Origin of the sequence: Micromonospora sp. NPDC052213 (genome assembly GCF_040679695.1) — a bacterium.
Lineage (GTDB): Bacteria > Actinomycetota > Actinomycetes > Mycobacteriales > Micromonosporaceae > Micromonospora.
This window is the reverse complement of record NZ_JBFAVI010000056.1, coordinates 1-24775: the sequence shown is the minus strand read 5'-3', so window position 1 is coordinate 24775 and position 24775 is coordinate 1. Positions and strand designations below refer to the sequence as shown.

Below are 24775 nucleotides of genomic sequence, written 5' to 3'. Positions count from 1 at the left end.
AGTCACCTTCCACCCCCAGTGCATCGATTTGTGATAGACGGAGCTCGATGGATGGGCCGTAACATACCTCGCGGCCGGTGGCGGTGTAAACGGTTTGCGGTGCCGGGCTTTCGCAACGGCGGAATCCTTCATCGGCGGGGCGCCCGGCCGGCCCGCGCGCGCCGCCCGCCGGGCGCGCCGGGTGGCGCCGGTGCGCATCAGGACGGATCCGGCGACGGGTGGGCTGCCGACGCCGCGACGGGTCTCGCGCCGGAACCGCCCGGCTCGCCCGTCGGCGACGGAGCAGCGGTTCGGGTTCCGGTGCGGAAGCGCTGGGTCAGGACGACGCAGGCGAGCACCACGAACGCCGCGGCGACCGAGGCAGGGGCGACGGCCTCGCCGACCAGCAGCGCCGACCAGGTCAGGGTGAGGACGGGCTGGGCGAGCTGGATCTGTCCGACCTGCGCGATGCCTCCGCGGGCGAGGCCCGCGTACCAGGCGAAGAAGCCCAGGAACATGGAGACCGCGGTGAGGTAACCGAACGCTGCCCAGGCGACGGCGCCGGCGTGCGGCCGGTGGACCGTGGCGGTCACGGCCGTGACGGGCAGGGTGACGGGCAGCGACAGCAGCAGTGCCCAGCAGATCGTGCGGGCACCGCCCAGTTCGCGGGCGAGCGCACCGCCCTCGGCGTATCCCAGGCCGCACAGCACGACCGCCGTGAGCAGGTACAGATCCGCGAGGGACAGGGCGCCGCTGACCGCGCCGCTGACGATGAGGAACGCCAGGACCGCCAGCAGCCCGCCGATGCTCGCGACCCAGAACAGCGGCGGCGGACGCTCTCCGGCGCGCAGCACCGCGAACATCGCGGTCATGGCAGGCAGCACGGCGACGACGACCGCGCCGTGCGCGGAGGTCTGCGTCGTCAGGGCCAGCGAGGTGAACAACGGAAAGCCGACGACGACACCGAGCGCGACGATCGACAGGCGCCGCCACTGACCTCGGCTGGGCCGCGGCGCGCCGGTGGATCTCAGGTACGCCCATGCCAGCAGCGCCGCGCCGACGGCGCGGCCGAAGGCGACGAACCAGGGGTCCAGCTCCTGCACGGCGACGCGGGTCATGGGCAGCGACATGCTGAAGGCCAGCACGCCCAGCGCTCCGAGGGCGAGCCCGACGGTGCGATCCGCTGTTACCGCGCTCACGGCAGTAGCGCTACTCTTACCCTTCATGGGCAACGGTAACGCAGTCGAGCGCGTCGTCCAAGATCTGCGCGCGCTCGTCGCCAGGGCCGACCCGGGGGACCGGCTGCCGTCGGTACGCGAGCTCACCGCGCGCCACCAGGCCTCCCCGGTGACGGTCACCGAGGCGATCCGGCAGCTCACCGCGCAGGGACTGGTCGAGGCGCGATCAGGGCGGGGCACGTTCGTTGCCGCCGCGCCCCCGCGGCAGCCCGGGTCGGACCTGTCCTGGCAGACCGTGGCGCTCGGCCCCCGCCCACCCGGCGAGGAGGACATGCAGGCGTTACTGGCGCTACCACCGTCGGACGCGATACCGCTGTCCGGCGGCTACCTGGACCCGGATCTCCAACCGGCCGCCGCGCTCGGTGCCGCGCTGGCCCGAGCCGCCCGACAGCCCGCGTCGTGGCAACGCGGCCCGGCCGAGGGCCGCGAGGACCTGCGCGCCTGGTTCGCCCGCGACGCCGGAGGCGGGCTGAGCGCCGGCGACATGGTGATCTGCCCGGGCGGGCAGGCCGCACTGTCCTCCGCGCTCCGCGCGCTCGCCACCCCCGGTGACACCCTGCTCGTCGAGTCGCCGACCTACCTGGGCGCGCTGGCCACGGCCCGCGCCGCCGGACTGCGGGTGGTGCCCGTCCCCGCCGACGCCGACGGCGTACGGCCGGACCAACTGGCCGCCGCGTTCACCCGCACCGGCGCGCGGTTGTTCTACTGCCAGCCGCTGTACGCCAACCCCACCGGCGCGACCCTGGCGGCCCACCGCCGCGCCGAGGTCTCCGCCGCCGTACGCGACGCCGGGGCGTTCCTGATCGAGGACGACTACGCCCGGGACCTCGCCATCGACGGCGAGGCCACACCTCCACTGGCCGCCGACGACCCCGACGGACACGTCGTCTACCTGCGCTCCCTGACCAAGTCCGCCGCGCCCGGGCTCCGCGTCGCGGCGATCGGCGCCCGTGGCCCGGCCGGCGCCCGCCTGCGGGCAGGCCGGCTGCTCGACGACTTCTTCGTCGCCGGCCCCCTGCAGCAGGCCACGATCGAGTTCGTCACCTCCCCGGCCTGGGCGCGTCACCGCCGCACCGTGCGCGTCGCGTTGCAGGCGCGGCGCGCGGCACTGCTGTCCGCGCTGCGGCGGCACCTGCCATCACTCGCCCCGCAGGTGGTTCCGCGGGGCGGCCTGCACCTGTGGGCCCGCCTGCCCGACGGCACCGACGACGTCACGCTGGCCGCCGCCGCGGCCCACGAGGGCGTCGTGGTCTTCCCCGGGCGGCCGTGGTACGCCGCCGAACCCCCGGCCCCGCACCTGCGCCTCACCTACGCGGCCGCGCCACCCGACCTCATGGACGAGGCCGTCCGCAGGCTCTCCCGTGCGCTGGCGAGCGGAACGGCATCTGTCTGACGCGCCCCGGCCGACGATCCCGTTCCCAGGCCCACTGTCGGTCCACCTCGGCAGGACTCCTCGAGCATCCTCACGGCCGGTCCAGCGTCGTGCACCGCGAACACGGCGACGCCGTCCGGCCGGGGAGCGAGCCGCGTGTCCGGGCTGGACCGCAGCGGCGGGCGAGGGCCGACCGCGCCAGTCGTCTGGCCGACAGCCGTCGCCGGGTTGCGGAAACTACAGTGGGTGAATGCGGCGGCCACCGCTCGTGTCGGGCGGACTGGTCCGCCGTACCGGCCTCGCGCCCACGGTCGGATGGCTCCTCCGCACCAACCGGGTGCTCTCGCCGATCACCGACCTGCGCCGGGCGTCCCGCTTCGCTCCAGCCTTCGGCGGCGGATCGTGGCCGCACGGCCCGGTCAGCGAGAGCCGGGTGTCCCGCTGGGAGTCGGGCTTCACCCCGGTGCCCCATGCCGCCGTCCGCCGCTACGAGGAACTGCTGCTCCTGCCGCCGAACACCCTCGTCGCCCCGCTGGACAACCTCTACCGGTACGTCGCGGCCGCCGAGCCGCTGCGGCTCACCCTCTGCCGGGACACCCTCCCCGACGACCCGTCCGAGGGTCTCGACAACCTGCTCGACCTGGCTGTCGCCGCGGCGCCGCTCACCGGTGGGCAGTGGGACGACCTCACCGCCGCCCTCGTCGCCGACCCCCGCATCCGGCTCGTGCCGTCGGCGAGCTGGTCGACGATCACCGACCGGCTGGTCGCGGAGATGGTCATGTCCGACGGCGTCGACTGGCTGCAACGGCACGAGGCGCTCAACCGCCTGCTGGCCCACCCCGTCGGCTGCCAAGCCGCCATCGACAGTTGCGCCAGCCTCGCCCGAGACCGCGAGAACCAGGTGTTCATCGAGACGGTGTGCGCCCTCGAGGCGACCGGACACCCGGACGCCGCCCGCCACGTCTTCGCGCAACTGCGGGACCCGACCCACCAGCGGGCCAGAGTAGGCGCTCTCCTCGCCGCGATGCGCAAGCTCACCGTCGGGCACTTCACCGAGGAGCAGGTCGCCGACCTCGTCCCCCTGGTCGTCGACCTGCTTGCGGACCGCGACACCGCGCACCTGGCCGCCCAACTCGCCGCAGGACTTCCGCTCGACCGCGACCGCCGGTACCGCCAGTTCCTGGCCCGTCACCGCACCCCGGTTACGACCCCGCCCGACACCCTGTCGCGGCAGCAGACCCTCGCCGCCCGGATCGCGTACGCGGCCAGCGCGGAAGCGACCCACGACCAGGTGCTCCGCGCCGATCCGATTCTTCCCGTCCTGGTCGAGGACACGTTGTTCCACCCGTCGCCCGACGTCCGCCTCTACACCCGCTTCCTGGTCGCCGCCACCCCCTATCGCGCCGCGCTCGCGGCCGCCCTCGCCAACGAACTCGGCGGCGGCCGGCTCCGTCACGACCCCGCCCTCGCCGAGGCGATCCTGGATTCGTTGCGGATCCTCGGCGACCGGCGCCAACAGCCGCTGGTCGAACGGCTGGCGATCGCCGACGGCGTCCCGACGGCGGTGCGGGTCTCCGCTGCCCACGCCGTCGGGCACCTCGGCGACGGGGTCGCCCGTACGGTGGTCGAACACGCCGCCGCGCGGCTGGCGGGCCCGCCGGACGGCACCGGAGGAGACCGGCCGGTGCTGGAGGCGATCATCTACTCGCTGGGCATCAACGGCCGTGACGACCTGCTCCGGGAGTTGGCCACCGACCCGCGGCTCCCGGCGACGGCCCGCCGCTCGGCGTCCTGGTGGTTGGACCGGCCGGCGTACGTCCGCCGCAGCGCGTCGCGCTGAATCCCACCAGGGTCCAACCCACTTGCAGCCGGCGGTGGCGGCTGCAAGACCGCCGTCGCGGGCCCGCGTCGACTTCTACCGTCAAGCAGGCACCGGCCAGGAGGCCGGTACCCCGACACCGGACAGGACGGTGGAGCGATGCGCGCAAACCTGATCATCCGACCTCGCCGGCTCGCCGCCGCGCTCACCGCGGTCGCGGCCGCCGGTCTCGCCGGTCTCGCCGTGCCCCAGCCGGCACAGGCCGCCGCCGGTGACCTCAGCTACGTCCTCAACCACACGAACGTCCGCGTCTGCGGGTCGGTCCGGCAGATCCAGTGCCCCGACGGCGCCGGCCCCAACGGCGTCATGGGGTCGGTGGTGGGCGACCAGTGGGACCGGACCTGGTGCTGGCGCGACGGCGAGTGGGCCGGAGAGCCGGCCACGAACCGTTGGTTCAAGGTCACCGCGAACACCACCGCCGGCTGGAAGACCGGCTGGGTCAGCGCCGCGCAGGTACCGATCCAGGCGTTCGTTCCCTGGTGCTCGAGCTGGAACTGACTTCCGGCACCCGTACGACGACAGCGGCACGTGTGCCGCTTCCTCCACCAACTGCCTGGGATAGAAGGGACTTCTCATGGTCATGCCGACACCGACGCGAGCCGAGCAGCGGAAGCCGGGCGCCCCGAGGACGATCCACCGGATCGTCGGCGTCGTCGCCGTCCTGGTCGCGTCGATCCTGATTCCGGGTGCACCGGCCAGCGCAGCTCCGTGCAGCCCGGTCTCCTGCGTCCACAACACCAAGGGCAGCCAGGTCCTCGTGAGGTGCTGGGACGGCGCCTGCACCCCGGGAGCCAACGTGTGGCTGAACAACGGCTACCCGGTCTCCATGTCGTGCTGGTTCGACGCCGCCAACTTCGACGGCAACTACCCGAGCACCCGCTGGTTCCTCGTGCGGAGTGTCCCACTGGCGGGCAGGTGGCTGGTCCACTCGTCCTACGTCTACAACCAGACCTCCGTCGGGCACTGTTAGGCGCGGTGGCACCACCGACCGGGAACTGCCCCCGCTCTCCGGAACAGGGGGGAGCGGGGCACCGGTCAGCCGGCCGGGTCGGCTTGTACGCGACCACCAGCTCCCATGCGCCGGGCAGCACCGCCACCCGCTCGAAGCCGACCCCGCGAGCAGCTTGGTGGAGAACTCCGCGCGCCGCCGGTGCGGGTGTCGCACGGCAAGGTGGCCGAAATGCCGCGCCGTTGATCACAACCCGATACCTGCCTAGCCGGACCGGACGGTGAGCGGGACGTCGCGCAGGTCGGGCACCTCCTGCCGGCGCGGCTCCCGGGTCAATGTCGCGGTGAATTCCTCCGGCCGAACCTCCAGGTACGGCGGGGCCTCGACGTCGCGGAACCCGCCTGCGGCGACCACGGCCGGCGTGGGGCACTGCCGCTCCGGGCGTACCTGGATGATCTGCCCCGGCTGGACCAGGTACGAGGGGCGGTTGACCTTGCCGCCGTCCAGGGTGAACGTGTTGTGCTCGACCAGGCTGCGGGCCTCGCCGACGGTGCGGGCGAAGCCGGCGCGGTGTACCAGCGCGTCCAGTCGTTGCTCCAACTGCCCGGCCAGGTTCTCCGCCGCGTCGCCGGGCTGCCCGGCGGCCGTCACCAGGGCCCGGACCAGTTGCCGCTCCCGCAGGTCGTACGCGGCCCGGATCTGCCGCCGCTCCGCGTCGGGCAGTCGGTAGCCGCGCGGGGCTCGGCGCGGCCCGCCCCGGACACCGATCGGATGCCGCTGCCGGCGCAGTCGGTAGCCATGCGCCGGCTTCAGCGGCACGTCGTCGGTCGGCGCGATGTTGACCTTGGAGCGGAGCGTCATGGTGCCTCCCTGGCTGTCGTGGGTCACCCACTCTGTCCCGCACCGGGGTGAGCCCGCCCCACCCGGTCCGGGTGATCCGCCCCGCGCAGCGGCGCGTCGAGACCAGGGACGGCCCTGCGGTCAGGCGCGACGAGGCCGACCTTGCTGTTCGACCGGGCCGCAAGGCGACGGAGAAGGGCGAAAGGCGCGGCCGGGGCGGGGCCGGTCAGCCGGCCGGGGTCGGCTTGTACGCGACAACCAGCTCCCAGGTGCCGGGCAGCACCGCCACCCGCTCGAAGCCGACCTCCGCGAGCAGCTTGGTGTAGAACTCCGCCTCGCGCAGCCGGCTGACGCAGCTGTCCACGCCGATCAGGAAGTAGCTCCAGAAGAACTGCATCGCCAGCCGGTCCGGGGTGCGGAACTCCTCGCAGATCAGCAGCAGCCCTCCCGGCTCCAGCGCTGCGTACGCCTGCTCCACCAGGTGACGGGCCACCTCGTTCGGCCAGTCGTGCAGCACCCGCACGAACGACATCGCGTCGTACGCCTTGGGCAGCGGCTCGGTCAGGAAGTCGCCGCCGACGAACCCCAGCCGCTCGGTGTGCCCCCGCGCGACCCGGGTGGCCGCCACCAACGGCGCCACCGCCGGCAGGTTGTAGACGTCGGCCCGCAGGCCCGGCGCGGTGTCGAGGACGTGCGCGGCGAGCGTCCCGTCGCCACCGCCCACCTCCAGCAGGCGGCGCCGGTCCGGCCACAGCAGATCGGCGTGCCGCCGTACCGCCTCGATCACCGGCCCCAGCCCGACGGCCATGCTGCGCTCGAAGTCGGCGGTCTGCGCGTCGGTCTTCGGCGGCCAGGCGAAGTCGTCGTCGCCGATGCTGACCTGGCCGCGCAGGCTCTCGGACAGCCGGCCGTGCAGCCGCCGCCAGGGATAGCGGTCCCGGTCGCGCTCGACCGCGCCGGGGCCGACCACCGCGGCCACCGCGTCGCGCAGCCCCGGCACGGCCCGGTAGCTGGTCGTGCCGATGTCGTCGTCGGGCTCGTCGCGCGTCAGGAAGCCCAGGCTCTCCAGGCAGTCGAGGAACTTGTAGAGCCGTAGCGGGCGTACCCCGAACCGGGTGGCCAGCGCGTCGAGACGGACCGGCCCGGGTTCCAGCGCGTCGAGCAGGCCCATGCCGAGTGCCGTCTCCAGCACGTCCATGGCCTTCGGACCGTTGGCGAGCAGGCTCATCAGCGCCCGCGGCGAGAGGGTGACGGTCACCGGTGCAGCTCCTTCTCCAGCGCGTCCATGAACGCGTCGACCTCGTCGAGGGTGTTGTAGACGTGCGGACCGACGCGCAGGTAGCCGCGCCAACTGCAGATCAGGTCACGGGCGGCCAGCCGCCGCTTCACCGCCTCGCCGTCGGGCACGTCCAGGCACACCACGCCGCCGCGGCGGTGCGGCGCGGTGGGGCTGACCACCGCGATGCCGGCCGCGCCGGCCCGGTCCAGGACCCGCTGGGTGAGGGCCAGCGAGTGCCGCCGGATGGCCTCGGTACCGATCCCGGCCAGCAGGTCCAGGCCGACCTGGGAGACCAGGGAGGTGACCGGGTACGGCGTGCCGCCGGAGAACCGCCGGGCGTCGGGCGCCCAGCCGGTGGACGGCTGGAACGTCAGTGCCCGGTCGCCGGCCTGCCAGCCGGTGGCGGCCGGTGCCAGCTCCGGCACCAGGTCGGGGCGGACGTAGAGGAAGGCGGTGCCGACGCCGCAGAGCCACTTGTGCGCGCCGCCGAGGACGACGTCGACACCGAGGGCGGTGACGTCCATCGGCATCACCCCCACGGTCTGGAAGGCGTCCACCACCACCAGCGCGCCGATGTCGTGGGCGCGGGCGACGAGGCGGGGCAGGTCGACGGTGGCGCCGGAGGTGAAGCTGGCGTGCGACACGCACACCAGCAGCGTCCGCTCGTCGAGGCGCGTCTCCAGGGCCTCCTGGTCGAGGTGGGGACCGCCGGTGCCGACCACGTCGAGGCGGGCGCCGTAGCGGCCGAACGCCCGGAAGACGAACGGCACCGTCGGGTACTCCAGGTCGGTGGTGACGACCCGGTCGCGCGGCGGGCGGTAGTCGAAACAGGACGCCACCCGGGCGAGCAGGGTGCTCAGGTTCGCGTCGGTGACCACGCTGCCCGGCGGTGCGCCGATCAGGGCGGCCACCGAGTCGGCGTACCGGTCGAGGCCGACGTGCCAGCCCTGCCACACGTCGTCCCGCCAGGTGCGCAGCGTCTGCCAGTAGTCGTGCAGCACCCGCTCCGCGCCCCTCGGCACCGCGCCGGTGGAGTTGTTGTTCAGGTAGACACAGGTCTCCAGCAGGGGAAACTCGGCGCGTAGCGCGGCCTGCGCGGCGGCGTCGAGGCACCGGGGCGCGTCAGGCCCGGGCGCGGGGTGGGATCGGCTCACGCGGTGTGGCCTCCAATCGGGTCGACCGGGCGGGAATCGGCGGTGCCGGCCGTGAAGACCGGCACGTCGCGGACCGCCGCCAGATATGGGGTGCCCTCCGTGTAGCCGGTCCCGGAGCGGGGACCGAGCATCCGGGTGGCGATCCGGTGGTGCGTGCGTCGCCACTGCAACAGGGCCCCGGCGAACGTCTCCATCCGCCGCGCCACCAGCGTGCGGTCCGCGCCGTCGAGCCGGCCCGCCCGCACGGCCGACCGGTACGCCTCGTCGATCGTCGGCTGGCCGGCCCGCACCAGGGACCGCACCTCCGGCACCGACCGGTAGGCCACCGAGTCCAGCCGGTCTCCTTCCGGCGTACGGCAGAGCGACTCCACGAGCTTGTAGGAGCGGGACTGGATGGCGCTGGCCCCCTCGGTGTACTGCCGGAACGTCCGGAACGACTCCGCCTGCATGGTGGCCAGCAGCGAGAAGAGCGGGCCGGCGGCGCCGAGCAGGTCCCCGGCGTACCCCAGCCGGTCGGCCGCCGCACGTGGCGCGGCCCCGGCCAGCGCGGCGACGGCGGCGCGCAGCTCGTCGGCGACCCCGGCGAAGAGGCACTCGTACGCCTGGAGCACCCGGATGAACAGGTATTCGTCGTGGGTCACGTGGACCGGCAGCATGCTCAGCCGCAGCGTTTGATCCCCGTCGGCGTCGAGGTCGGCGGCGACGGCGTGCAGCGCGGCGGCGGCGGTGGTCGTCGGACCGCCGTCGCCGACCGCTCCGACCAGGCCGAGGCGGGCCAGCGGGGGCAGGGCGGCCCGGACGCCGAGGCGGCAGCGTTTGGTCACCACCGGCGGCCCCGGACGCTGCTGCGGGAGCAGGTCGGTGGTGTGGGCGGCGGCGGCCAACTCGAAGGCCAACGCGTCGGCGACCAGGCGGACGAACAGCTGGTCACGGCCGCGCCGCGAGGTGGCGTCGTCCTCGGCCGGGGGCGGGTCGTCCGCGCCGCAGGGCAGCCGGAGCAGGCGTAGGGCCAGGTAGCTGCGGTAGTCGTAGCGGCCGTCCCACTTGTCGAGCGTCACGTCGAGGAAGTCGCTCAACAGCCGCGCCTCGTCGCCGCCGGCCGCCGTCGCGCCGGCCACTCTCGCCCGCGTCTCGTCGAGCAGGGCGAGGAGTTCCTTTTCGACGAAGTGTTTGCCGACCCGATGGAATTCGTGCAGCACCGCCGGGTAGGGAAAAGTGCGCGGGTCGGCCGTACCGGACAACCAGGTCGTCAATTCGTGCACGAAGCGCCCCTCGACATTTCCGAATCGGCACCACAATGGGAGGACGCCGGTCACCGCCGGCGAGTGCGGAAGTCAGGGCTTGGCGGCACCGGAATCGTCGCCCGCGGGCTGGAGCCGGGCCTGCCACAAATCGGGGAAGAACCGGTGCCCGACAAGTTTGGCGAGCATGGTGGCCGGGCTGCCCGGGGTGCCGGCCGGAGCGTGACCGCCGACCCGCAGGGCCACCTGGTAGTGCCGCGTGCGCCACAGCGACACCCGCTCGTCCCACTCCACCATCGCCTCGGCCAGCCGGTGGACGGGGTCCGCCGGGTCTGCCGGGCACAACGCCGCCACCGGGATCCCCCGGTCGGCGAGGCAGTCGGCGAACGCGCGCCCGAGTTGCCGGCTGGCCGCCTGGACCTGCCGCCAGCCCGGCGACTCGGCGCCGGAGCCGTTGCCCAGCGCGGGCTGCATCGCCTGGAAGTCCACGGGGGACAGGTGCCGGAACATCTCCAGTTGGTCGGTGATCAGCCGCACGGCGAGCGTCGCCCGCGCCAGCAGCGCCTCGGCCGCCGCGGGGTCTCCGGCGCCCACCCGGGCGGTCGCCTCGGTCAACTCGGCCGCCGCCAGTTTGAGCCACAACTCGGCCGACTGGTGCACCACCTGGAAGAGCAGTTCGTCACGGTGGATCATCTCGGCCGGCGCCCGTTGCAGGTCGAGCAGCGCGTCCGTGCGCATATAGCGTGCGTAGTCGGTGGCGCCGCTGCCCGGCAGCACAGGCGACTGGTCACGCTTCACGGAATAACCTTTCGATCGGTAATCGGCACGCCGGGATCAGTCGTGCGTCGGCGGCAAGTATGCAACGACCGGAAGCGATGCGCTACCCCTTGATTGCAATCTGTTTGCGCCGGTCCGAGAAAGGTCTGCAGGTGCGCCAAGCGTGAGTGTTGAATGCATCACTTTTGACGATCCGGATCAATGTGTCTGAGGTGGGTCATTGGCCGCAGGGCGTCGGCGGCTACCACAACCTCGAACGTGGACCCGACGAACACCGGCGCGGCGCCGCACCGGCCGCCACGGGTGCCCTGCCGGGTCCGGAACGCGGGTTGTCGGTGGTGCGGCCTACCGTGGCGCGATGACCACCAGCGAGTACCCGTGGGAGCCGCCCCTCGCCGGCACCGAGATCGAGCATCTCGTCGGTGCGCTCGACCGGCTGCGTACGACCTTCCGTTGGAAGACCGACGGCCTCGACGCCGCCGCGCTGCGGACCCGCGTCGGCGCCTCCTCCCTGACCCTCGGCGGCCTGCTCAAGCACCTCGCCGCCGTGGAGGACAGCACCTTCACGACCAAGCTGACCGGGCAGGCGATCGGCGCGCCGTGGGAGGGCACGGCCTGGGACGGCGGCAACGACTGGTCGTTCGCCTCCGCCGCCACCGACACTCCCGAGCAGCTCTACGCGCTGTGGGACGGCGCCGTCGAACGATCGCGCGAGCGGCTCGACGCGGCCCTGGCCGACGGCGGGCTCGACCAACTCGTCCACGCCGCCACGCCCGACGGCCGCCACGCCAGCCTGCGCCGGCTCGTCTGCGACCTCGTCGAGGAGTACGGCCGGCACACCGGCCACGCCGACCTGCTCCGCGAGGCGGTGGACGGACTGGTCGGTGAGGACCCGCCGGCCGGCTGGCGGCCCCGCGGGAACGGCTGACCGCCCGACGAGTGGGGCCGGGCCCGTTTGCGGGTGGCCCGGCCCCGAAGGCAGATCAGTGCGTCGCCGGCACCTCCACCTCGAGCGGCTCCAGATCGTCGCGGACGGCCTTGACCTCCCAGTAGAAGGCGTGCGAGGCCGGCGACCCGTCGACGGTGCGGACGCGGAAGGCCCCGTCCTTCACCCGGCTCGCGGCCAGCGCGGAGACCGGCTCGTCGTCGTCGAAGACCGGCGTCAGGTGCACGGTCCGGCCCTCCGGCCGGGTCAGCGCCTCGAAGTACGCGGGCAGTTCGACGGTGGCGGTACCGCCGTCGAGCCGCGCCTCACCCCGGTAGTAGACACCGTTCTCCGGTCCCTCGATGGCGGCGTGGATGAGCTGGCGGCGTTCGGTGGCGTCGGGGGCGTCCAGCGGGTGGTCGATGGCGAACTGCTTGGACTTGCCCTTGATCACGCCGCTGCCGGCCATCAGGCTGATCGTGTAGCCGCCCGACTCCGTGCCGAGATAGATCGCGCCGGAGGAGAACAGGTCGAACGTGCTGATGCCGCCGCCGCTCCAGGACGGCACCGTGTTCGGGCTGACCGCGACGCCGAGCTGGCCGTTGATCTGGACGTTCCCGCCGAAGAAGCCGCGCTTCTCGACCCACAGGCAGCCGGTCTCCGGGCCGCTGCCCTCGCCGTAGCCGACGTAGACGCCGGCGCTGTTGAGCAGGTAGAGCCGTTCGGGGCCGTTGATGTGCAGTCGGTTCGCGCCGTTGAGGGAGCCATAGGACGGCATGGAGATGTTCCCGCCCGTCCACAGGCCACCCTGCACCGTCAGGTCGCCGTTGCCGTTGGCGTCCTTGACCACGGTGACGCCGCCGGTGGCCCGCACGGCGACGCCGCCCTCGGCGGTCAGCGACAGCCCGCCGCGCCCGCGCAGACTCGCCGCCCGCAGCTCCTTGACCGCCAGGTCGGCGTACGGCTTGCTGCCCTCGCCGTAGCCGAGCGCCGGCCCGTCGTTGCTGCGGTCGACCAGCTCGAAGCCCTTGCCGGCCCGGAACGACAGTTGCGCGTGCTGCACGCCGGGACCCCAGAAGCCGAGCCCGGTGACCACCTGGCCGGGGGAGACGGTGGCCCCCTCCAGGCTGCCCAGGTGCAGCATGCCGCCGGCGATGCGCAGCCGGTCCGCGTTCTGCTGGGTGAAGGCGATGATGTCGTCGGCGTCGTTGTTGTTGGCGATGCGCAGGATGGTGTTCTCGCCGCTGTACGGCCAGTACCGGATGTACGCCTCGTCGCCCGCGCCGCCGCCCGGGTCGCCGGGGAAGGTGATGCCGGACTGGGCGCCGGCGCCGACGGCCGGCACGATGGCCCCGACCGGGACCCGGAGGCCCGCCGCCACCCGCCCGGTGCCCTGCACCGTGATCGTGCCGCCGGCGCGGGTGACCGTGCCGAGCACGATGGCGTTCGCCGGGTCGGCGGGGGCGGCGGCGGAGAACTCGATGCGGCCCTCCTCGGTCCACCGGGTCTCGCCGGCGACCCCGCCCTCGTCGCGCCGCTCGCTGAGGTACTCGTGGTAGCGGATCACCACGTGCCAGCTGCTGCCCTCGGCGGGCAGGGCCTTGCGGGTGTTCTCCGCCAGCACGATCACCCGGCCGGCGCCGTCGATCGCCACGCCCTGGCCGATCGTCACGTCGCCGCCGGTGGCGGTCAGGTCGAGGCCGGTGACCACGCCCCGGGGCTGCAGCAGCCGGGCGGCGAGGTTCTGCCGGGCCAGCAGGTAGTCCAGCGCCTGGGTCAGGTCGCCGGCGCGCAGGTACTGGTGGTCGTAGTACCGGGGCCGGGCCATCGGCAGCGGCAGGTCGTTCTTCCAGGTGATCGTCATGGTCGTCTCCGCTGATCTGGTTCGGTCGGTGCGCGGGTGGGGTCGTTCAGCGCGGTTGGACGGTGTCGTAGCGCAGGCCGCTGGACAGCTCGCCCGTGCCGGTGTGGCGGGCGCGGCCCAGCCACAGGTGCACCGACCCGTCGGTCCACCGGGCGAGCTGCCACTGGCGCAACAGCCGGGTGCCGGCGCGCGGCACCTCCTCCTCGGGGATGGCCAGCTCGACCAGGTCGTCGCCGCGCCAGCGCCAGTCGAGCAGGCGACTGTGGCCGGTGACCGCGACCGGCGGGCCCTCGCGGGACGGCTGTTGCAGCGGGACCCGGCGCAGCCGGACCACGTCGGGCCGGTCCTGCGTCGGCCCCGGGATCAGCGGCACCCAGTTGTCCGGCACGGTCGTGGCGAAGGCGTACGACAGGCTGGGCACCGCCTCGGCGTCGGCGACCGGTGGTCGCAGCGGCGGCGCCGCCCTGCCGACCTGGGCACCGCGGTCGATCGGCCGGCCGGTGGCGCCGGTGACGGTCCGTTCGACGGCCCACGCCAGGTTCGCCATCTCGTCGCGGCCGAGGCGTACCTCCTCCACCGGCTCGGAGTCGAGGGTGGCGGCGGCCGTCGCGGGCAGGACCAGCACGTCGGCCGGCCCGCCGGCGGTAGCCCCGGACGGGCGGAACAGCGCCGTGTCGTCGGGCGCGGCCGGCACGAGCGTCTGGATGCCGAAGGTGTCGGTGACGATCAGCGACCGGATCCGGGTGGCGGACCCGACGGGCAGCTCCAGCGGGACCAGGAAGTGGTCGTTGCCGTAGACGAGGCCGTACTCGACCAGGAACATCCGGGCCAGGTCGCCGGCGCCGGCGCCGATGCCGGCCAGGTTGACCCGGGCGTCCTCCAACTCCCAGAAGCGGGTCGAGGGCATGCCGGCGTACGCGACCGGGGTGGGCAGCAGCACCTTGACGACGTCCTCGACCGCCGGGACGGCGTCGAGGGTCGCCCCGGGCTCGTGGTCGAAGTGGTACCAGTCCAGCCGGTCGCCGTCGTACTCGTGGGCGGTGAGGACAAGTTCGCCGGCGGAGCCGTGCGCGCCGACGGCGAAGTCGTACTCCAGCCGCTCGCGCCGCCACGCGGAGCCCTCCTGGCCGGGGGCGCTGAACAGGGGCGTGAAGTCCTCGGGCGGCCACGGCGGCGCGGCGGGCCGGGACGCGCCCGGCGCCAGCACGGCGGGCAGTTGCAGCAGGTAGCCGTCCGGCGGGCCGGCGGGGCGGGGCGGCACGCCCAGCCAGGTGGTCCACTCGGCGAGCGCGGCGGTGACCGCGCCGACCAGCGCGGAGGGCACCTCGTTCTCGGCGACGAACCGGCCCTCGGCGCAGGCGCGTAGCGCCAGGTCGCCGTGCGGTACGCGGCCGGCGGCGATACGCAGGTAGCCGAGGGTCTCGGTGTCCGCGGCCGACGCGGCGTCGGGCGGCACGGCGGGGACGGGATACCTGGTGCACAGCCGGGGTGCCAGCTCGCCGGCGCCGGCGGCGGCGAGCGACCGCAGCAGCTGCTGGCCGCTCTCGACGGCGAAGCGCAGGTCGCCGGCGGTGGCGGCGGACTCCCGTTCCACCACCGCCTCCAACGGTGTGGCGGCGGGCAGGCCGACCGTGCTGCCGGAGGCCGTGCCGGGCCGGTAGCGGGTGAACCGGGCGGCCTCGGCGTGCACCCGGGCGCTGACCGGCGAGCCGGTGTCCTCGCCGGTGAACTCGCCGAGCTGCCACTGCCGGGCGAGCAGCCACAACGGGTCGGCGGTGCGGGCCTCCACGGCGGGGGCCAGGTCGGCGCGGCGGGTACGCGGTTCGAGGCGGGTCCAGGTGGTGACCGACGGGGTGTGCGTGTCGGCCAGGGCTGGTTCGACGGTGGTCATTGGCCCTCCTGCCCGCCCTGCGGCGTGAGCGTCGCGTCGGGGACGAAGTCGGTGGTGGTCGTGGTCTCGGCGATGTTCGTGGGGAAGTAGAGGGCGGGCAGGAACTGGCCGGCCGCGCCGAGGGAGTCGACGTCGACGGCGCGGGCGACGGCCAGGTCGAGGGCCTCCTCCAGGACGTTGGCGAGGGTGGCCGGCTGCCACGTCGCGGCGCCGTCGGGCGCGAGGCCCAGCAGGACCGCCTGCGGCGCGGCAGCGCCGGGGGCGTCGTACTCGAAGGTGAGGCCGGTCTGCACCCGCCCGGTGGGCACGACCTCCGTCCACTCGTCGACCAGCAGGCCGTGCACCGGTCTGGTCGCGTCGATGCCGCCGGGGGCGACGACGACCAGGGACACCGGTTCGGTGTTCGCGCGCGGCGGGGCCTCGCCCACCCAGCGGTCGCCGGGGGCGTACGGCAACTGCGCCACCCGGACGGTGGCGGGCAGCTTCACCACGCCGCCGGCGTCCAGGGCCTGCGCGGTGGTCAGCACCTCCTGGAGGCGGCCGACGGCGGGGCGGACCCGGCCGTAGCGGGACAGCCACCGGCGCACCGGGTGGGGGGAGCCGCCCTGTAGCGCGTCGCTGGCGGCCAGCGCGGCGGCCAGTTGCTGCGGCTGGGGCGCGCCGGCGGCGGTCAGGACGGGCATGTCGGGGCCGAGCAGCGCCCGGACGCGGGCGATCTGGGCGTCCCGCCGCCGCGCGGGGGGTGCGGTCGGCCGGTCGAAGTCGGTGGCCGGGTCGCAGGTGCAGGCCGACGGTGGGCAGGGCGCCCGGTCGTGCAGGTCGGCGACGACCCGGCAGTGGGCGGCCAGCCGGCGGTCCAGCTCGTGGCCGGCGACGAGGGCGGCGTCGGCGACCGCGGCGGCGGTGCCGGCGGCCGGTGGCGGGGGCACCGCGCCGGTGACGCCGAACCCGGCGGCGGTGTCCAGCAGCAGGCGGACCGCCGTCTCGTCCCAGGCGGGCGCGTCGGCGGCCGGGGTGGCCCGCAGCGCGGCGGCGGCGGTCCGCGCCGACTGCCACAGCTCGTCGGTCTGCGCCTTCATCACCGGATCGACCTGCGGGGGCGCGTCGGGGTCCAGGCCGAGGTCGGCGGCGAGGACCGGCCGGGAGCGGCCGAACAGGTCCCGCAGCACGTTCACGGCGTGCAGGAACTCGGCGAGGCCGATCTTGTCGGTGGCCCAGGCCGGGTCGCGGTCGTAGTCCAGCTCCAGCGTCCAGTCCGGTCGCACCTCGGCGGGCTGCAGCTTCGCCCAGGTGACGAGGGCGATGCGGCGGTCCAGTTCGGCGTCGTCGGGGCGGCCGGGGTGTGGTGGGGCGGCGAGCAGGTCGATCGCCGGGGTCTGCAGCCGGTCCAGGCTCGCGTCGCGCCACGGCGTGGCGGTGACGCCGTCGGGGGCGTGCCAGCGGTAGCGCCAGAACACCCGCGGCGAGGGCGGCAGCAGCACGGAGGTGAGCGCGTCGGCGGGGCTGCCGATGATGCGCGGGTGCTGGGCGCGGGCGGCCGGCCAGTCCTGCCGCAGCGGGTCCATCCGGTCGTCGACGTTGATCAGCAGCAGCACCCGGTGGGTGAGGGTCGCGCCGGTGGCCGGCGTGCGGGTGACGTGTAGCTGGGGTGGGCTGGTGGCGGCGCCGGAGGCGGCGTCGACGGCGGCCGCGGCCCGGTTCATGTCGCCCAGGGCGAGCTGGTGGACGCTCTCGGCGAGCAGCGTGTCGGCCACGGCGTCGGTGGCGTCGGCGAGGTCGGCGAGGACCTGCCGCACGGCGGTGCGGGCCGCGGCGGGCAGCGCGTCGAGTGGTGACTCGATGGCCTTGGCCTGGTGCAGCCGGTGCAGTTCCAGCCCGTCGACGGTCGCCGCCGACTCGACGGTCGCGGTGACCGTGGTGGTGTCGTCGTGGGCGTCGACGCGGTGGGCGCGCACCGGCGCGAGCCGGCGGAACAACGGCAGGAACTGGTCCAGCGGGCCGTCGGGGTGGTCGTGCAGGCCGCGCTCGAAGCGGTAGCCGAGCAGGGCGCCGAGGCTCTGGCCGGCGCGGACGCCGTCGAGCAGTTGCTCGGCGAGGCGGACCCGGCGGGAGGACAGGTCGACGGCCATCGGGTGGTCGCCGCCGTGGTGCGAGCGCCACGCGCTGCGCAGCACGGCGGTGGTGACGGCCTGCGCCGGCGAGGGGGCGTGCACGTGACCCGCGCCGTCGGGGGCGACGGGGAGCGTGGGCGGCGCCACGGTGTCGGGCACGTCGGCGGGGCGGGGCACCAGCCGCGGCGGCCCGGCCGGTCGCAGGTCGACCAGCCAGCCGTACCCGCCGACGTGCACCCCGGTCGACGGCCCGGCGGTGAGCTGGGCCAGCCGGCGGGTGGCCAGCGAGGTGATCCAGGCGTCCAACCGGTGCGTGGCCAGGCCGAGGGTGCCGGCGACGTGCCGGTGCAGGTCGGCGGGGGACAGTCCGTCGTCGAGCGCGTCGCCCAGGTCGGTCAGGGCGGCGCGGAAGGCGCGCAGGTCGGTGGTGGCCCGGATGTGGCGGGGGTCGAGCTGGGAACTGGCGAGGTAGCTGCCGACGGTCTCGCCGGGGGCGCCGGGCACGGGCACGGCGAGGCGGCGGCGCAGCACCGGGGTGCGGTCGTGCGGACGGATGTCGACCAGTTCCGGCTCCGGGACCTCCGCCGCGGCGGGCAGGGCCGCCTCGGTGGCGAACGCGTGCGCGGCGGCGGAGTGCTCGGCGATCAGGGCGGCGCGCAGCAGCCGGTGGAACAGCGGCACCGGCCCGTCGCCGGGGCTCGCCGGCACCTCGTCGCCTTCGAGGCCGACGGCGGCGAGCGCGTCGAGGTACGCGCGGATCCGGTCGGCGCGCGGCTGTCCTGGCCCGTCGAGCAGGGGCGTGCCGAGGGCGTACGCCTCCTTGGCGAACACGGCCAGGGACAGCCGCGGGTCGGTGGGGCTGCCCAGCCCGAGGGCGGCGAGCAGGTCCCGGGCCGGTTCGACCACCTGCTCGCGCCAGTCCGGGCCGAGGCCGAGGCGGGCGAAGCGCCACAGCCAGCTGACGTACTCGTTGCCGAGCATGCTGCGGGCGCGTACCTCCAGCACCCGCGCGTCGGTGGCCAGGATGTCCAGCAGGGTGCGCTCGGGGTCGGCGAGGCCGGGGACGATCCGGGACACGGGGGAGGGCAGCCACACCTGCTGCCACAGCCTGGTGAGCAGCCCGACGGCCCGGGCCTCGCCGCCGCCGGCCGGGCGCCAGTCCCGCAGGCTGGCCACCGGCAGCAGCCCGTACGGCTGGCGGCCGACGCGCAGCGTGGGCAGCGGCCCGTCGGCGTGCACGTGGGCGACGAAGTGCGCGCGCAGCGCGGCCTGCTCGGCGGGGGCGGCGACGGGCAGCAGGTCCCGCAGCAGGGCACCGAAGCTGGCCGGCCAGAGCAGCCGGCGGACCAGCCGGCCGGTGGGTCGGTCGGCGACGGTGGCGCCGGTGCCGCGGGCGAGCGCCGTCGGCGCGCCCTCGCGGGTCGGCGTGCCCCGCGCGGCGGTCAGCGCGTCGTCGGGTTCGGCGGTCAGCGACACGCCCAGGGCGGCGGCGACCAGCGCGGCGGCGGCCTCCGGCGTCCCGGCGTCGGTGGCGGTGTCGGCGGCGCTCGGCGCGGCGGTGGTGGGGGCCGCCGCCGGCACGGCGGTGGCGGTGTTGTTGGTGGGGGTGTCGGGGGCGAGGAACGCCAGCCCGTCGGTCGCGGCGTGCGCCTCCAGCAGGCGCCCGAGGGCCTTCGCGGAGGCGTCGGGCGCGGCGGTGGTGTCGAGCCCGAACACCAGCAGCCGTTCCACCGTCTCGGGTTTCCCGTCGGTGCCGGTGGGGACGGTGACGGTCAGCGCCATGCCGGCGGCCTCGGCGGTGGCGAAGTCGACGGTCCAGCGCATCCCGGCGTCCACGGGCGGCGCCTCGGCCGGCACCTGGTCGATGGTGCCGGTGCCACCGGCCGGTACGGGGGTGGGCCCGACGGGCAGGCCCGGGGTGACGGTGCCGGAGGTGCCGGTGAACAGCCGGCCGCTGGCGGTGCGGCCGACGGCGTACCAGCGGGTGGGCAGCAGCCGGGCCCGGGCCGGTTCGCACCAGGGGCCGGGGCGGGGCTGCGGCTCGGGGAAGTCGCCGGCGACGGGTTCCATCACCCGGGCGATCCAGGCGGCGCGGGGCGCGCCGAAGCGGCGGGTCAGGTCGTTCCAGGCCGCCTCGTCGGGTGCGCCGGTGACGCCGCCGGGCCGGCCCTCGCCCCAGTACGCCCGGCCGGCGGCGATCTCCTCGGCGGTGAGGTCCGGCTCGTGGTCGTCGACGTGGATCTGGTCGGGGTAGACGCGGATCTTCAGGGTCGCGCCGGCGAACCGGGTCTCCAGGCGCACCGGCAGCATGACCGCGGGGACGAGCGCGGACGACGTCCACGGGGTCTGCGTGAGCACGGTGGACAGCGGCGGCCGGTTCGCGGCGGACGACGAGGTGGTCATGACTGGTTCTCCGTCGGTAGCAGGTCGCTGGCGTGGCGGGCGAGCAGGACGGGGCGTTGCAGCACGGCGAGGGCGGTGTCGGCGGCGTTGCGGCCGTGCCGGGCGGCGAAGACGACCGCGTCCGGCGGCAGCGGGTCGCCGGTGAGGTCGACGCCGAAGCGGGGCGCGGCCGGCTGCTCGCGCAGCAGGAAGAAGTAGCCGGCGGGGCCGGCGGACTGCCGGGTGGCGCCGCGGGCGACGTCGGCGGTGAACGGGAACCCGAACAGCAGCAGGTCGGGAGACAGCCACGCGTGGAAGATGGGCAGGATGTCCGGCCCGGCCGGTTCCCGCTGCTCGGGGCCGGTCCACGTGGCCTGACGCATGGTGACGATGGTGGACGGGTAGCGGCGCAGCAGCTCACCGCGGATGACCAGCACGAGGGACTGCTCGCCGGGGGCGCCGACGGCGGTGAGGTGGCTGCCCAGCGGCCCGTTGCGCCAGGCGTCGTCGGTCAGCGGCGGGATGTCGGTGAGCGGCGCGCCGGCCGAGACGGCGCCGCGGACGTCCCAGAACTGCCGGAACCAGGTCTGCCGCGGGTCGGCGGGGAACTCGCGCCACAGCATCTCCCGGCTCATCTCGTGGTTGAGCCCGACGAGGAACGCCTCGATGAACCGGGGGTTGGCGGCCAGCGCGGTCATCGTCTCCGGCGCCACCGCGGGCAGGTTCGGCACGACGTGCTCCTGGGACAGGCCGCGCAGCAGCTCGTAGGCGGGGACGGTGAAGCTGACCCCGGCGAGCAGCCGCCGCAGCGGGTCGCCGCTGTCGGGCAGGGCGTCGACCAGTTCGCCGTCGCCGAGGCTGAGCCCGACGAGCACCTCCCCGGCCACGGCGGTCTCGGGGCGGACCGTCTCGCGTACGGCCGCCGCGGCGGTGGCGAGGTCGACCGGTGCGGGCCGGTGGTTGCGGGCCAGCGACTGCGCCGGGGCGAGCCGGCCCTGGTGGGCCGCGGCGGCGGCCATGAAGTCGTCGCCCATCCGGGCCCGGTCGGCGACGAGGTCGGCCCGCAGGTCGGCGATCGCGACCGCGCAGCCGCGGGCGGTGCCGGCGTCGGCGGCCCCGGTGACGGTGACCGCGGGGCTCCAGCTGACGGGTACGCCGGCGGGGTCGAGGTCGAAGGCGGTGCGGTAGGTGATGGTGGTGCCGCTGCGGCGGGCGACGACGAGGTCGGGGCGGCGGGTGCCGGTCACGTCGGCCACGGCGACGCCCGCCCCGGCGGCGCCGGCGACGGCCGCCTCGTCGGGCACCGCGCGGGCGGCCGTCCAGCCGTTGACGATCCGGCCGCGCCGGTTGAGCCCGAGCCCGGTGGAGTAGCGGGCCACCGGGGTGGCGCCGACCGCGCCGGCGGCGAAGACCAGCAGGTCGGGGACCTGGTCGCCGGTCATGTCGACCACGTCGACGCCGACGGCGGTGATGGTGTCGAGCTGCTGCGGGGTGGGCTGCGAGTCACCCCACCCGCGGGTCACCGTGCCGGCCGCGTCCAGGCCCCACCCGACGCGGTAGTACACCCGGTTCTCGGTGCCGCCGGGGCGGCTCACCCCGTACGCGACGACGAGTTCGGGCTGCTCGTCGCCGTCGAGGTCGGCGAGGGCGACGTCGAGGCCGGCGGCGTGGGCGCTGACCGGGTCGGGCAGCTCGTACGGGCCGGTCCACCCGGCGGCGGCGGTGCCGGCGGCGGTGGCGTCCCGGCCGATCCAGTAGCTGATCCGGCAGGTGCCGTCCGCGCCGGGCAGCAGGGCGGCGGTGACCAGGGCCGGGCGGCCGTTCGGCGCGAGGGCGCCGATCGTGGTGGCGGTGGCGCGGGCGGTCACGGGGATGGCCGGTCCGTCCACGGCGGCGGTGAGGACGTTCTCCCGCACCGTGCCGTCGTCGCCCACGTTGTGCCCGATCTGCATCCGGGCTCGGCTGCCCGTGCCCACCGGGACGGTGTGGGTGAACAGCAGCGACGCGAGCAGCCCCACCCGGGGGGCGAACCGCAGGTGCGCCGGGGCGGGCGCGGTGTCCGGGCCGGCGCCGCGCGGGTCGGCGGGGGTGCCGTGGTCGATCCAGCCGGTCGGGGCGTAGCCCCAGCGCCACGAGGTGAGCCGGCCGTCGCCGGTCACGGCGAAGATCTCGCCGCTGCGGAACTCGCCGAGCACGGGTCCGGGGCGGTGCCGGCCGAGACCGCCGGCCGGCGCGGACCCGATCACTTCCCAGCCCCAGTACTCCCGTTCGTGCCCGTCGTGGTAGTAGCGGTAGCGGCGCATCAGGCGCACGTCGGCCGGGTTGGCGTCGGGCGCGCCGAGGGCGATGATCGACATGCCGTCGTCCTCGCCGATCTGGGCCGCCTGCTGCCCGAGCGAGACCAGCCGCCGCCCCTCGGGGGCCGCGTCGTGCCGATAGAGGGAGCCGTCGGAGAGCTGGGAGACCAGCCAGCCGTCCGTGGTGAGGTAGGAGAAGCGGGACCCGTACGCGGACGGGTGCTGGCTGGCCGGTGAACCCCACACCGGCGGGATGGCGTCGTTGCCGACCTGGCTCCACTGCCCGCTGTGGACGAACAGCCGGTTGTGGCTGGTGGCGACCAGGACCGTCGTCCCGATCGGGCGGGGGGTGCCCCAGAGCCGTTCGGTGGACCACATCGCCGGCTTGCCCAGCGACGCCCACGACCCGGCCGCCGGGTCGTAGCGGTACAGGTTCCCGTCCCCGCCGAGCACGTGGACCAGGTTGCCGCCGGCCGTCGGGCGGCTGCGTACCCCGAGCGGCGGCGCGCCGCAGTCGCGCCACACCCACCGGTCGCCGTCCCACCGCCGCTCGAACAGGCGGCTGTCGCGGGTGCGGACGAACACCCGGTCAGGTGCCACGGTGGCGCCGGAGGTGGCCACGGCGGTGCCCGGCGGGAGGCCGTGGTCGCGCCACACCCACTGCTCGCCGACGCGGCGGCGTTCGAACAGCCGACCGTCGGCGGCGCCGAGGAAGAACCGGTCGGCGCCGAGCAGGTCGCCGGCGTTGGTGGCCACGGTGGTGACCGGGTCGTCGGCGGTCAGCGCCCGGATGCCCGCCGTGAGGCCGGCCGTGCTGGTGGTGTGCCACCACGGGTTCTGGGCGGCCTGCTCGATGACGGCGCGGGTCAGCGAGCCGAGCCCACGGCCGTCGGTGACCAGCGTGTCCAGCACCTTGCCGCCGGCGGGCACCTTCGCGGCGGGCACCGCGCTGGCGCCGCCGGCCAGCCGGGCCAGCGCCGCCGGGCCGCCGTCGGCGTCGACCCGGCGGGCGAGGGGCCCGCGGGGGCGCAGCAGCCGGCGCAGCGGCGCGCTGGTGGCGGCCCGCGCGCCCGGGTTGCCGTCGAGCTGCCGGTCGAGCGGGTCGCCGGCGGCGGCGAGGCGGGCGCCGGCGCCCGGGTCGACGAGGTCGTGTACCGGCTGGGTCATGGCCACGAGCTGGTCGTCGCCGACCGGCGTGCCGGGGGAGTCCGGGTCGACCCGGCGGGCGAACAGGGCGGTGGCGGTGTCCCGGGCGGCCTGGCCGCGGCGGAGCTGCTCGTTGGCCTCGCGCAGCTCGGCGGCCCGTTCCCACGCGGCGGCGGCCAGGTCCTCCTGGTGGCGTTGCACCACCTGGGTGCCGAGGGCGGCGGCGGCCCGGTATCGGGGGTCCAGGTTGAGCCCGGCCAGCCAGCGCGGTTCCGCGCCGCCGGTGGGGACCTGCCCCTGCTGGGTGTGGATGTTGCCGTACAGCGGCGGGGTCAGCCGATCGTCGGCGTGGCGCAGCAGGTGGGTGAGCGCGCCCTGCCAGGCATGGCGGACGTCGTCGGCCCAGACGGTCGGGGTCATGCCGGGCGCGGCGAGGGCGCCTTCGAAGCCGAGCACGGACCGGCCCTCGACGCCCTCGTCGTCGCCGGCGGGCAGGCCACCGCCGGGCGCGGCGATGTCGACCGGCTGCCGGCCGACGTCGTCAGGCAGGACCCGGGCCCGCAGCCGGCGGGCCAGGGACTCGAAGTCCCCGTCGGGGCCGGTGCGGAACGTCCAGTGGTGGTAGACGGGCAGCAGCACCGGATCGTCGGGGCCGGGGTGGGCCGAGTCGGGACCCCAGGCGGGGGCGAGCGGGCCGGTGTCGTCGACGGTCTCGCCGAGCCCGGCGCGGACCCCGGCGGCGAAGGCGGGCACCACGGCGGCCAGGTAGTCGGTGCCGGCGGCGAGCCGGCGCGGGCACACCAGCCGCGACAGGGTGCGTTCCGGGGCGGAGGCGATCACCTCGGACAGGTCCTCGTCGTCGGTGACCAGCACCTGGGCGTGTGCCCACGCCCACGACTCGGCCAGCACCGGCAGGTGCCGCACCGTGGTGGCGAGCCGGGCCAGGGCCTGGCCCGGCTGCGTGCGCAGCTGCGCGCCGTCCTCGCCGACCGGCACCACGACGAGGACCAGCCACGGGCGCAGCGCGCCGTTGTCGTCGGGCCGCGCCGGGGTGTACCGCCACGGCAGGTCGGGGTTGTCGAACTCGACCGCGGCCAGCAGGGACACCTCGACGTTCTCCGCGCCGGGCGCCGGGTAGCTGCGGATGATCTCCTGCGGGTCGACGCCGACGACGTCGCCCGGCCCGTGCAGCAGCGCCGTCGAGGTGCCGGTGATCTGCTCGGTGTCGCCGGTGGCGGTGTCGGTGCCGAGCGCGGCGACGGTGAGGGTCACCTCGGCGCGGGGGCGGGGCAGCGCGCCGGTGAGGGTGTCGGTGTGGGAGACCACGCGGGCGACGCCGTCGCGGACCCAGGGCAGGAAACGCAGGCCACCCATGTCAGCAGACCTCCAGCTCGACGGGCGTGATCCTCGGGTGGGGGACCCGGACGCGGGGGCGGCGCGGCGCCGCCGGG

The 24775-nt window shown here is 75.3% G+C and carries 15 protein-coding genes; 5 read left to right on the top strand and 10 right to left on the bottom strand.

Annotated features, from left to right (window positions below):
- Positions 1-197: 197 nt before the first annotated feature.
- The gene (locus AB0L34_RS16075; RefSeq protein ID WP_363705248.1) at positions 198-1178 is read right to left on the bottom strand and encodes a DMT family transporter; all 981 of its coding nucleotides are present in this window, start codon (positions 1176-1178) and stop codon (positions 198-200) included.
- Between the two features lie 25 nt (positions 1179-1203).
- Here AB0L34_RS16075 and AB0L34_RS16070 point away from each other — a divergent pair, with 25 nt between their 5' ends.
- From AB0L34_RS16070 to AB0L34_RS16055, 4 genes are all read left to right on the top strand, one after another.
- Entirely contained in the window at positions 1204-2610 is a 1407-nt protein-coding gene (locus tag AB0L34_RS16070; RefSeq protein WP_363705247.1) for a PLP-dependent aminotransferase family protein, read from the top strand.
- A 229-nt stretch (positions 2611-2839) separates the two neighbouring features.
- Entirely contained in the window at positions 2840-4429 is a 1590-nt protein-coding gene (locus tag AB0L34_RS16065; protein WP_363705246.1) for a hypothetical protein, read from the top strand.
- Positions 4430-4567: 138 nt separating this feature from the next.
- Positions 4568-4966, top strand: coding sequence for a hypothetical protein (locus AB0L34_RS16060; protein ID WP_363705245.1), 399 nt, complete (start codon positions 4568-4570; stop codon positions 4964-4966).
- A 76-nt stretch (positions 4967-5042) separates the two neighbouring features.
- Positions 5043-5438, top strand: a complete 396-nt coding sequence (locus AB0L34_RS16055) for a hypothetical protein (RefSeq protein ID WP_363705244.1) — start codon at positions 5043-5045, stop codon at positions 5436-5438.
- Positions 5439-5681: 243 nt separating this feature from the next.
- Here the strand turns inward: AB0L34_RS16055 and rpsD are convergent, their stop codons facing one another.
- The 5 genes from rpsD to AB0L34_RS16030 all read right to left on the bottom strand — a co-directional run bounded on the left by rpsD (position 5682) and on the right by AB0L34_RS16030 (position 10729).
- Positions 5682-6278 carry a 30S ribosomal protein S4 gene (gene rpsD / locus AB0L34_RS16050; protein WP_363705243.1) on the bottom strand — a complete coding sequence of 199 codons (597 nt, stop codon included), beginning with the start codon at positions 6276-6278 and terminating at the stop codon, positions 5682-5684.
- A 205-nt stretch (positions 6279-6483) separates the two neighbouring features.
- Positions 6484-7515, bottom strand: coding sequence for a methyltransferase (locus AB0L34_RS16045; RefSeq protein ID WP_363705242.1), 1032 nt, complete (start codon positions 7513-7515; stop codon positions 6484-6486).
- Positions 7512-8690: an aminotransferase class V-fold PLP-dependent enzyme gene (locus AB0L34_RS16040; protein WP_363705241.1), complete on the bottom strand. Its 1179-nt coding sequence runs from the start codon at positions 8688-8690 to the stop codon at positions 7512-7514. Before AB0L34_RS16040 ends, AB0L34_RS16045 begins: the two co-directional genes overlap by 4 nt.
- Entirely contained in the window at positions 8687-9952 is a 1266-nt protein-coding gene (locus tag AB0L34_RS16035) for a hypothetical protein (RefSeq protein WP_363705240.1), read from the bottom strand. Before AB0L34_RS16035 ends, AB0L34_RS16040 begins: the two co-directional genes overlap by 4 nt.
- A gap of 72 nt (positions 9953-10024) precedes the next feature.
- Positions 10025-10729, bottom strand: a complete 705-nt coding sequence (locus tag AB0L34_RS16030; RefSeq protein WP_363705239.1) for a tryptophan 2,3-dioxygenase family protein — start codon at positions 10727-10729, stop codon at positions 10025-10027.
- Between the two features lie 337 nt (positions 10730-11066).
- Between AB0L34_RS16030 and AB0L34_RS16025 the strand changes: the two genes are divergently transcribed.
- Positions 11067-11636, top strand: a complete 570-nt coding sequence (locus AB0L34_RS16025; RefSeq protein WP_363705238.1) for a DUF664 domain-containing protein — start codon at positions 11067-11069, stop codon at positions 11634-11636.
- 55 nt (positions 11637-11691) lie between these two features.
- Here the strand turns inward: AB0L34_RS16025 and AB0L34_RS16020 are convergent, their stop codons facing one another.
- The 4 genes from AB0L34_RS16020 to AB0L34_RS16005 are packed head-to-tail and all read right to left on the bottom strand — an operon-like array spanning position 11692 to position 24698.
- Positions 11692-13497 carry a hypothetical protein gene (locus AB0L34_RS16020; RefSeq protein ID WP_363705237.1) on the bottom strand — a complete coding sequence of 602 codons (1806 nt, stop codon included), beginning with the start codon at positions 13495-13497 and terminating at the stop codon, positions 11692-11694.
- 46 nt (positions 13498-13543) lie between these two features.
- A complete protein-coding gene (locus tag AB0L34_RS16015) occupies positions 13544-15388 on the bottom strand; it encodes a hypothetical protein (RefSeq protein WP_363705236.1) in 1845 nt (614 codons plus the stop codon).
- Positions 15385-19902 (bottom strand): hypothetical protein, encoded by a 4518-nt coding sequence (locus AB0L34_RS16010; protein ID WP_363705235.1) that lies wholly within the window; start codon positions 19900-19902, stop codon positions 15385-15387. Before AB0L34_RS16010 ends, AB0L34_RS16015 begins: the two co-directional genes overlap by 4 nt.
- A complete protein-coding gene (locus AB0L34_RS16005) occupies positions 19899-24698 on the bottom strand; it encodes a hypothetical protein (RefSeq protein ID WP_363705234.1) in 4800 nt (1599 codons plus the stop codon). Before AB0L34_RS16005 ends, AB0L34_RS16010 begins: the two co-directional genes overlap by 4 nt.
- Positions 24699-24775: the final 77 nt, after the last annotated feature.

Coding starts and splice junctions, on each gene's coding strand:
- AB0L34_RS16070 (WP_363705247.1), top strand. CDS start 1,204: ATGGGCAACGGTAACGCAGTCGAGCGCGTCGTCCAAGATCTGCGCGCG.
- AB0L34_RS16065 (WP_363705246.1), top strand. CDS start 2,840: ATGCGGCGGCCACCGCTCGTGTCGGGCGGACTGGTCCGCCGTACCGGC.
- AB0L34_RS16060 (WP_363705245.1), top strand. CDS start 4,568: ATGCGCGCAAACCTGATCATCCGACCTCGCCGGCTCGCCGCCGCGCTC.
- AB0L34_RS16055 (WP_363705244.1), top strand. CDS start 5,043: ATGGTCATGCCGACACCGACGCGAGCCGAGCAGCGGAAGCCGGGCGCC.
- rpsD (WP_363705243.1), bottom strand. CDS start 6,278: ATGACGCTCCGCTCCAAGGTCAACATCGCGCCGACCGACGACGTGCCG.
- AB0L34_RS16025 (WP_363705238.1), top strand. CDS start 11,067: ATGACCACCAGCGAGTACCCGTGGGAGCCGCCCCTCGCCGGCACCGAG.
- AB0L34_RS16020 (WP_363705237.1), bottom strand. CDS start 13,497: ATGACGATCACCTGGAAGAACGACCTGCCGCTGCCGATGGCCCGGCCC.
- AB0L34_RS16015 (WP_363705236.1), bottom strand. CDS start 15,388: ATGACCACCGTCGAACCAGCCCTGGCCGACACGCACACCCCGTCGGTC.
- AB0L34_RS16010 (WP_363705235.1), bottom strand. CDS start 19,902: ATGACCACCTCGTCGTCCGCCGCGAACCGGCCGCCGCTGTCCACCGTG.
- AB0L34_RS16005 (WP_363705234.1), bottom strand. CDS start 24,698: ATGGGTGGCCTGCGTTTCCTGCCCTGGGTCCGCGACGGCGTCGCCCGC.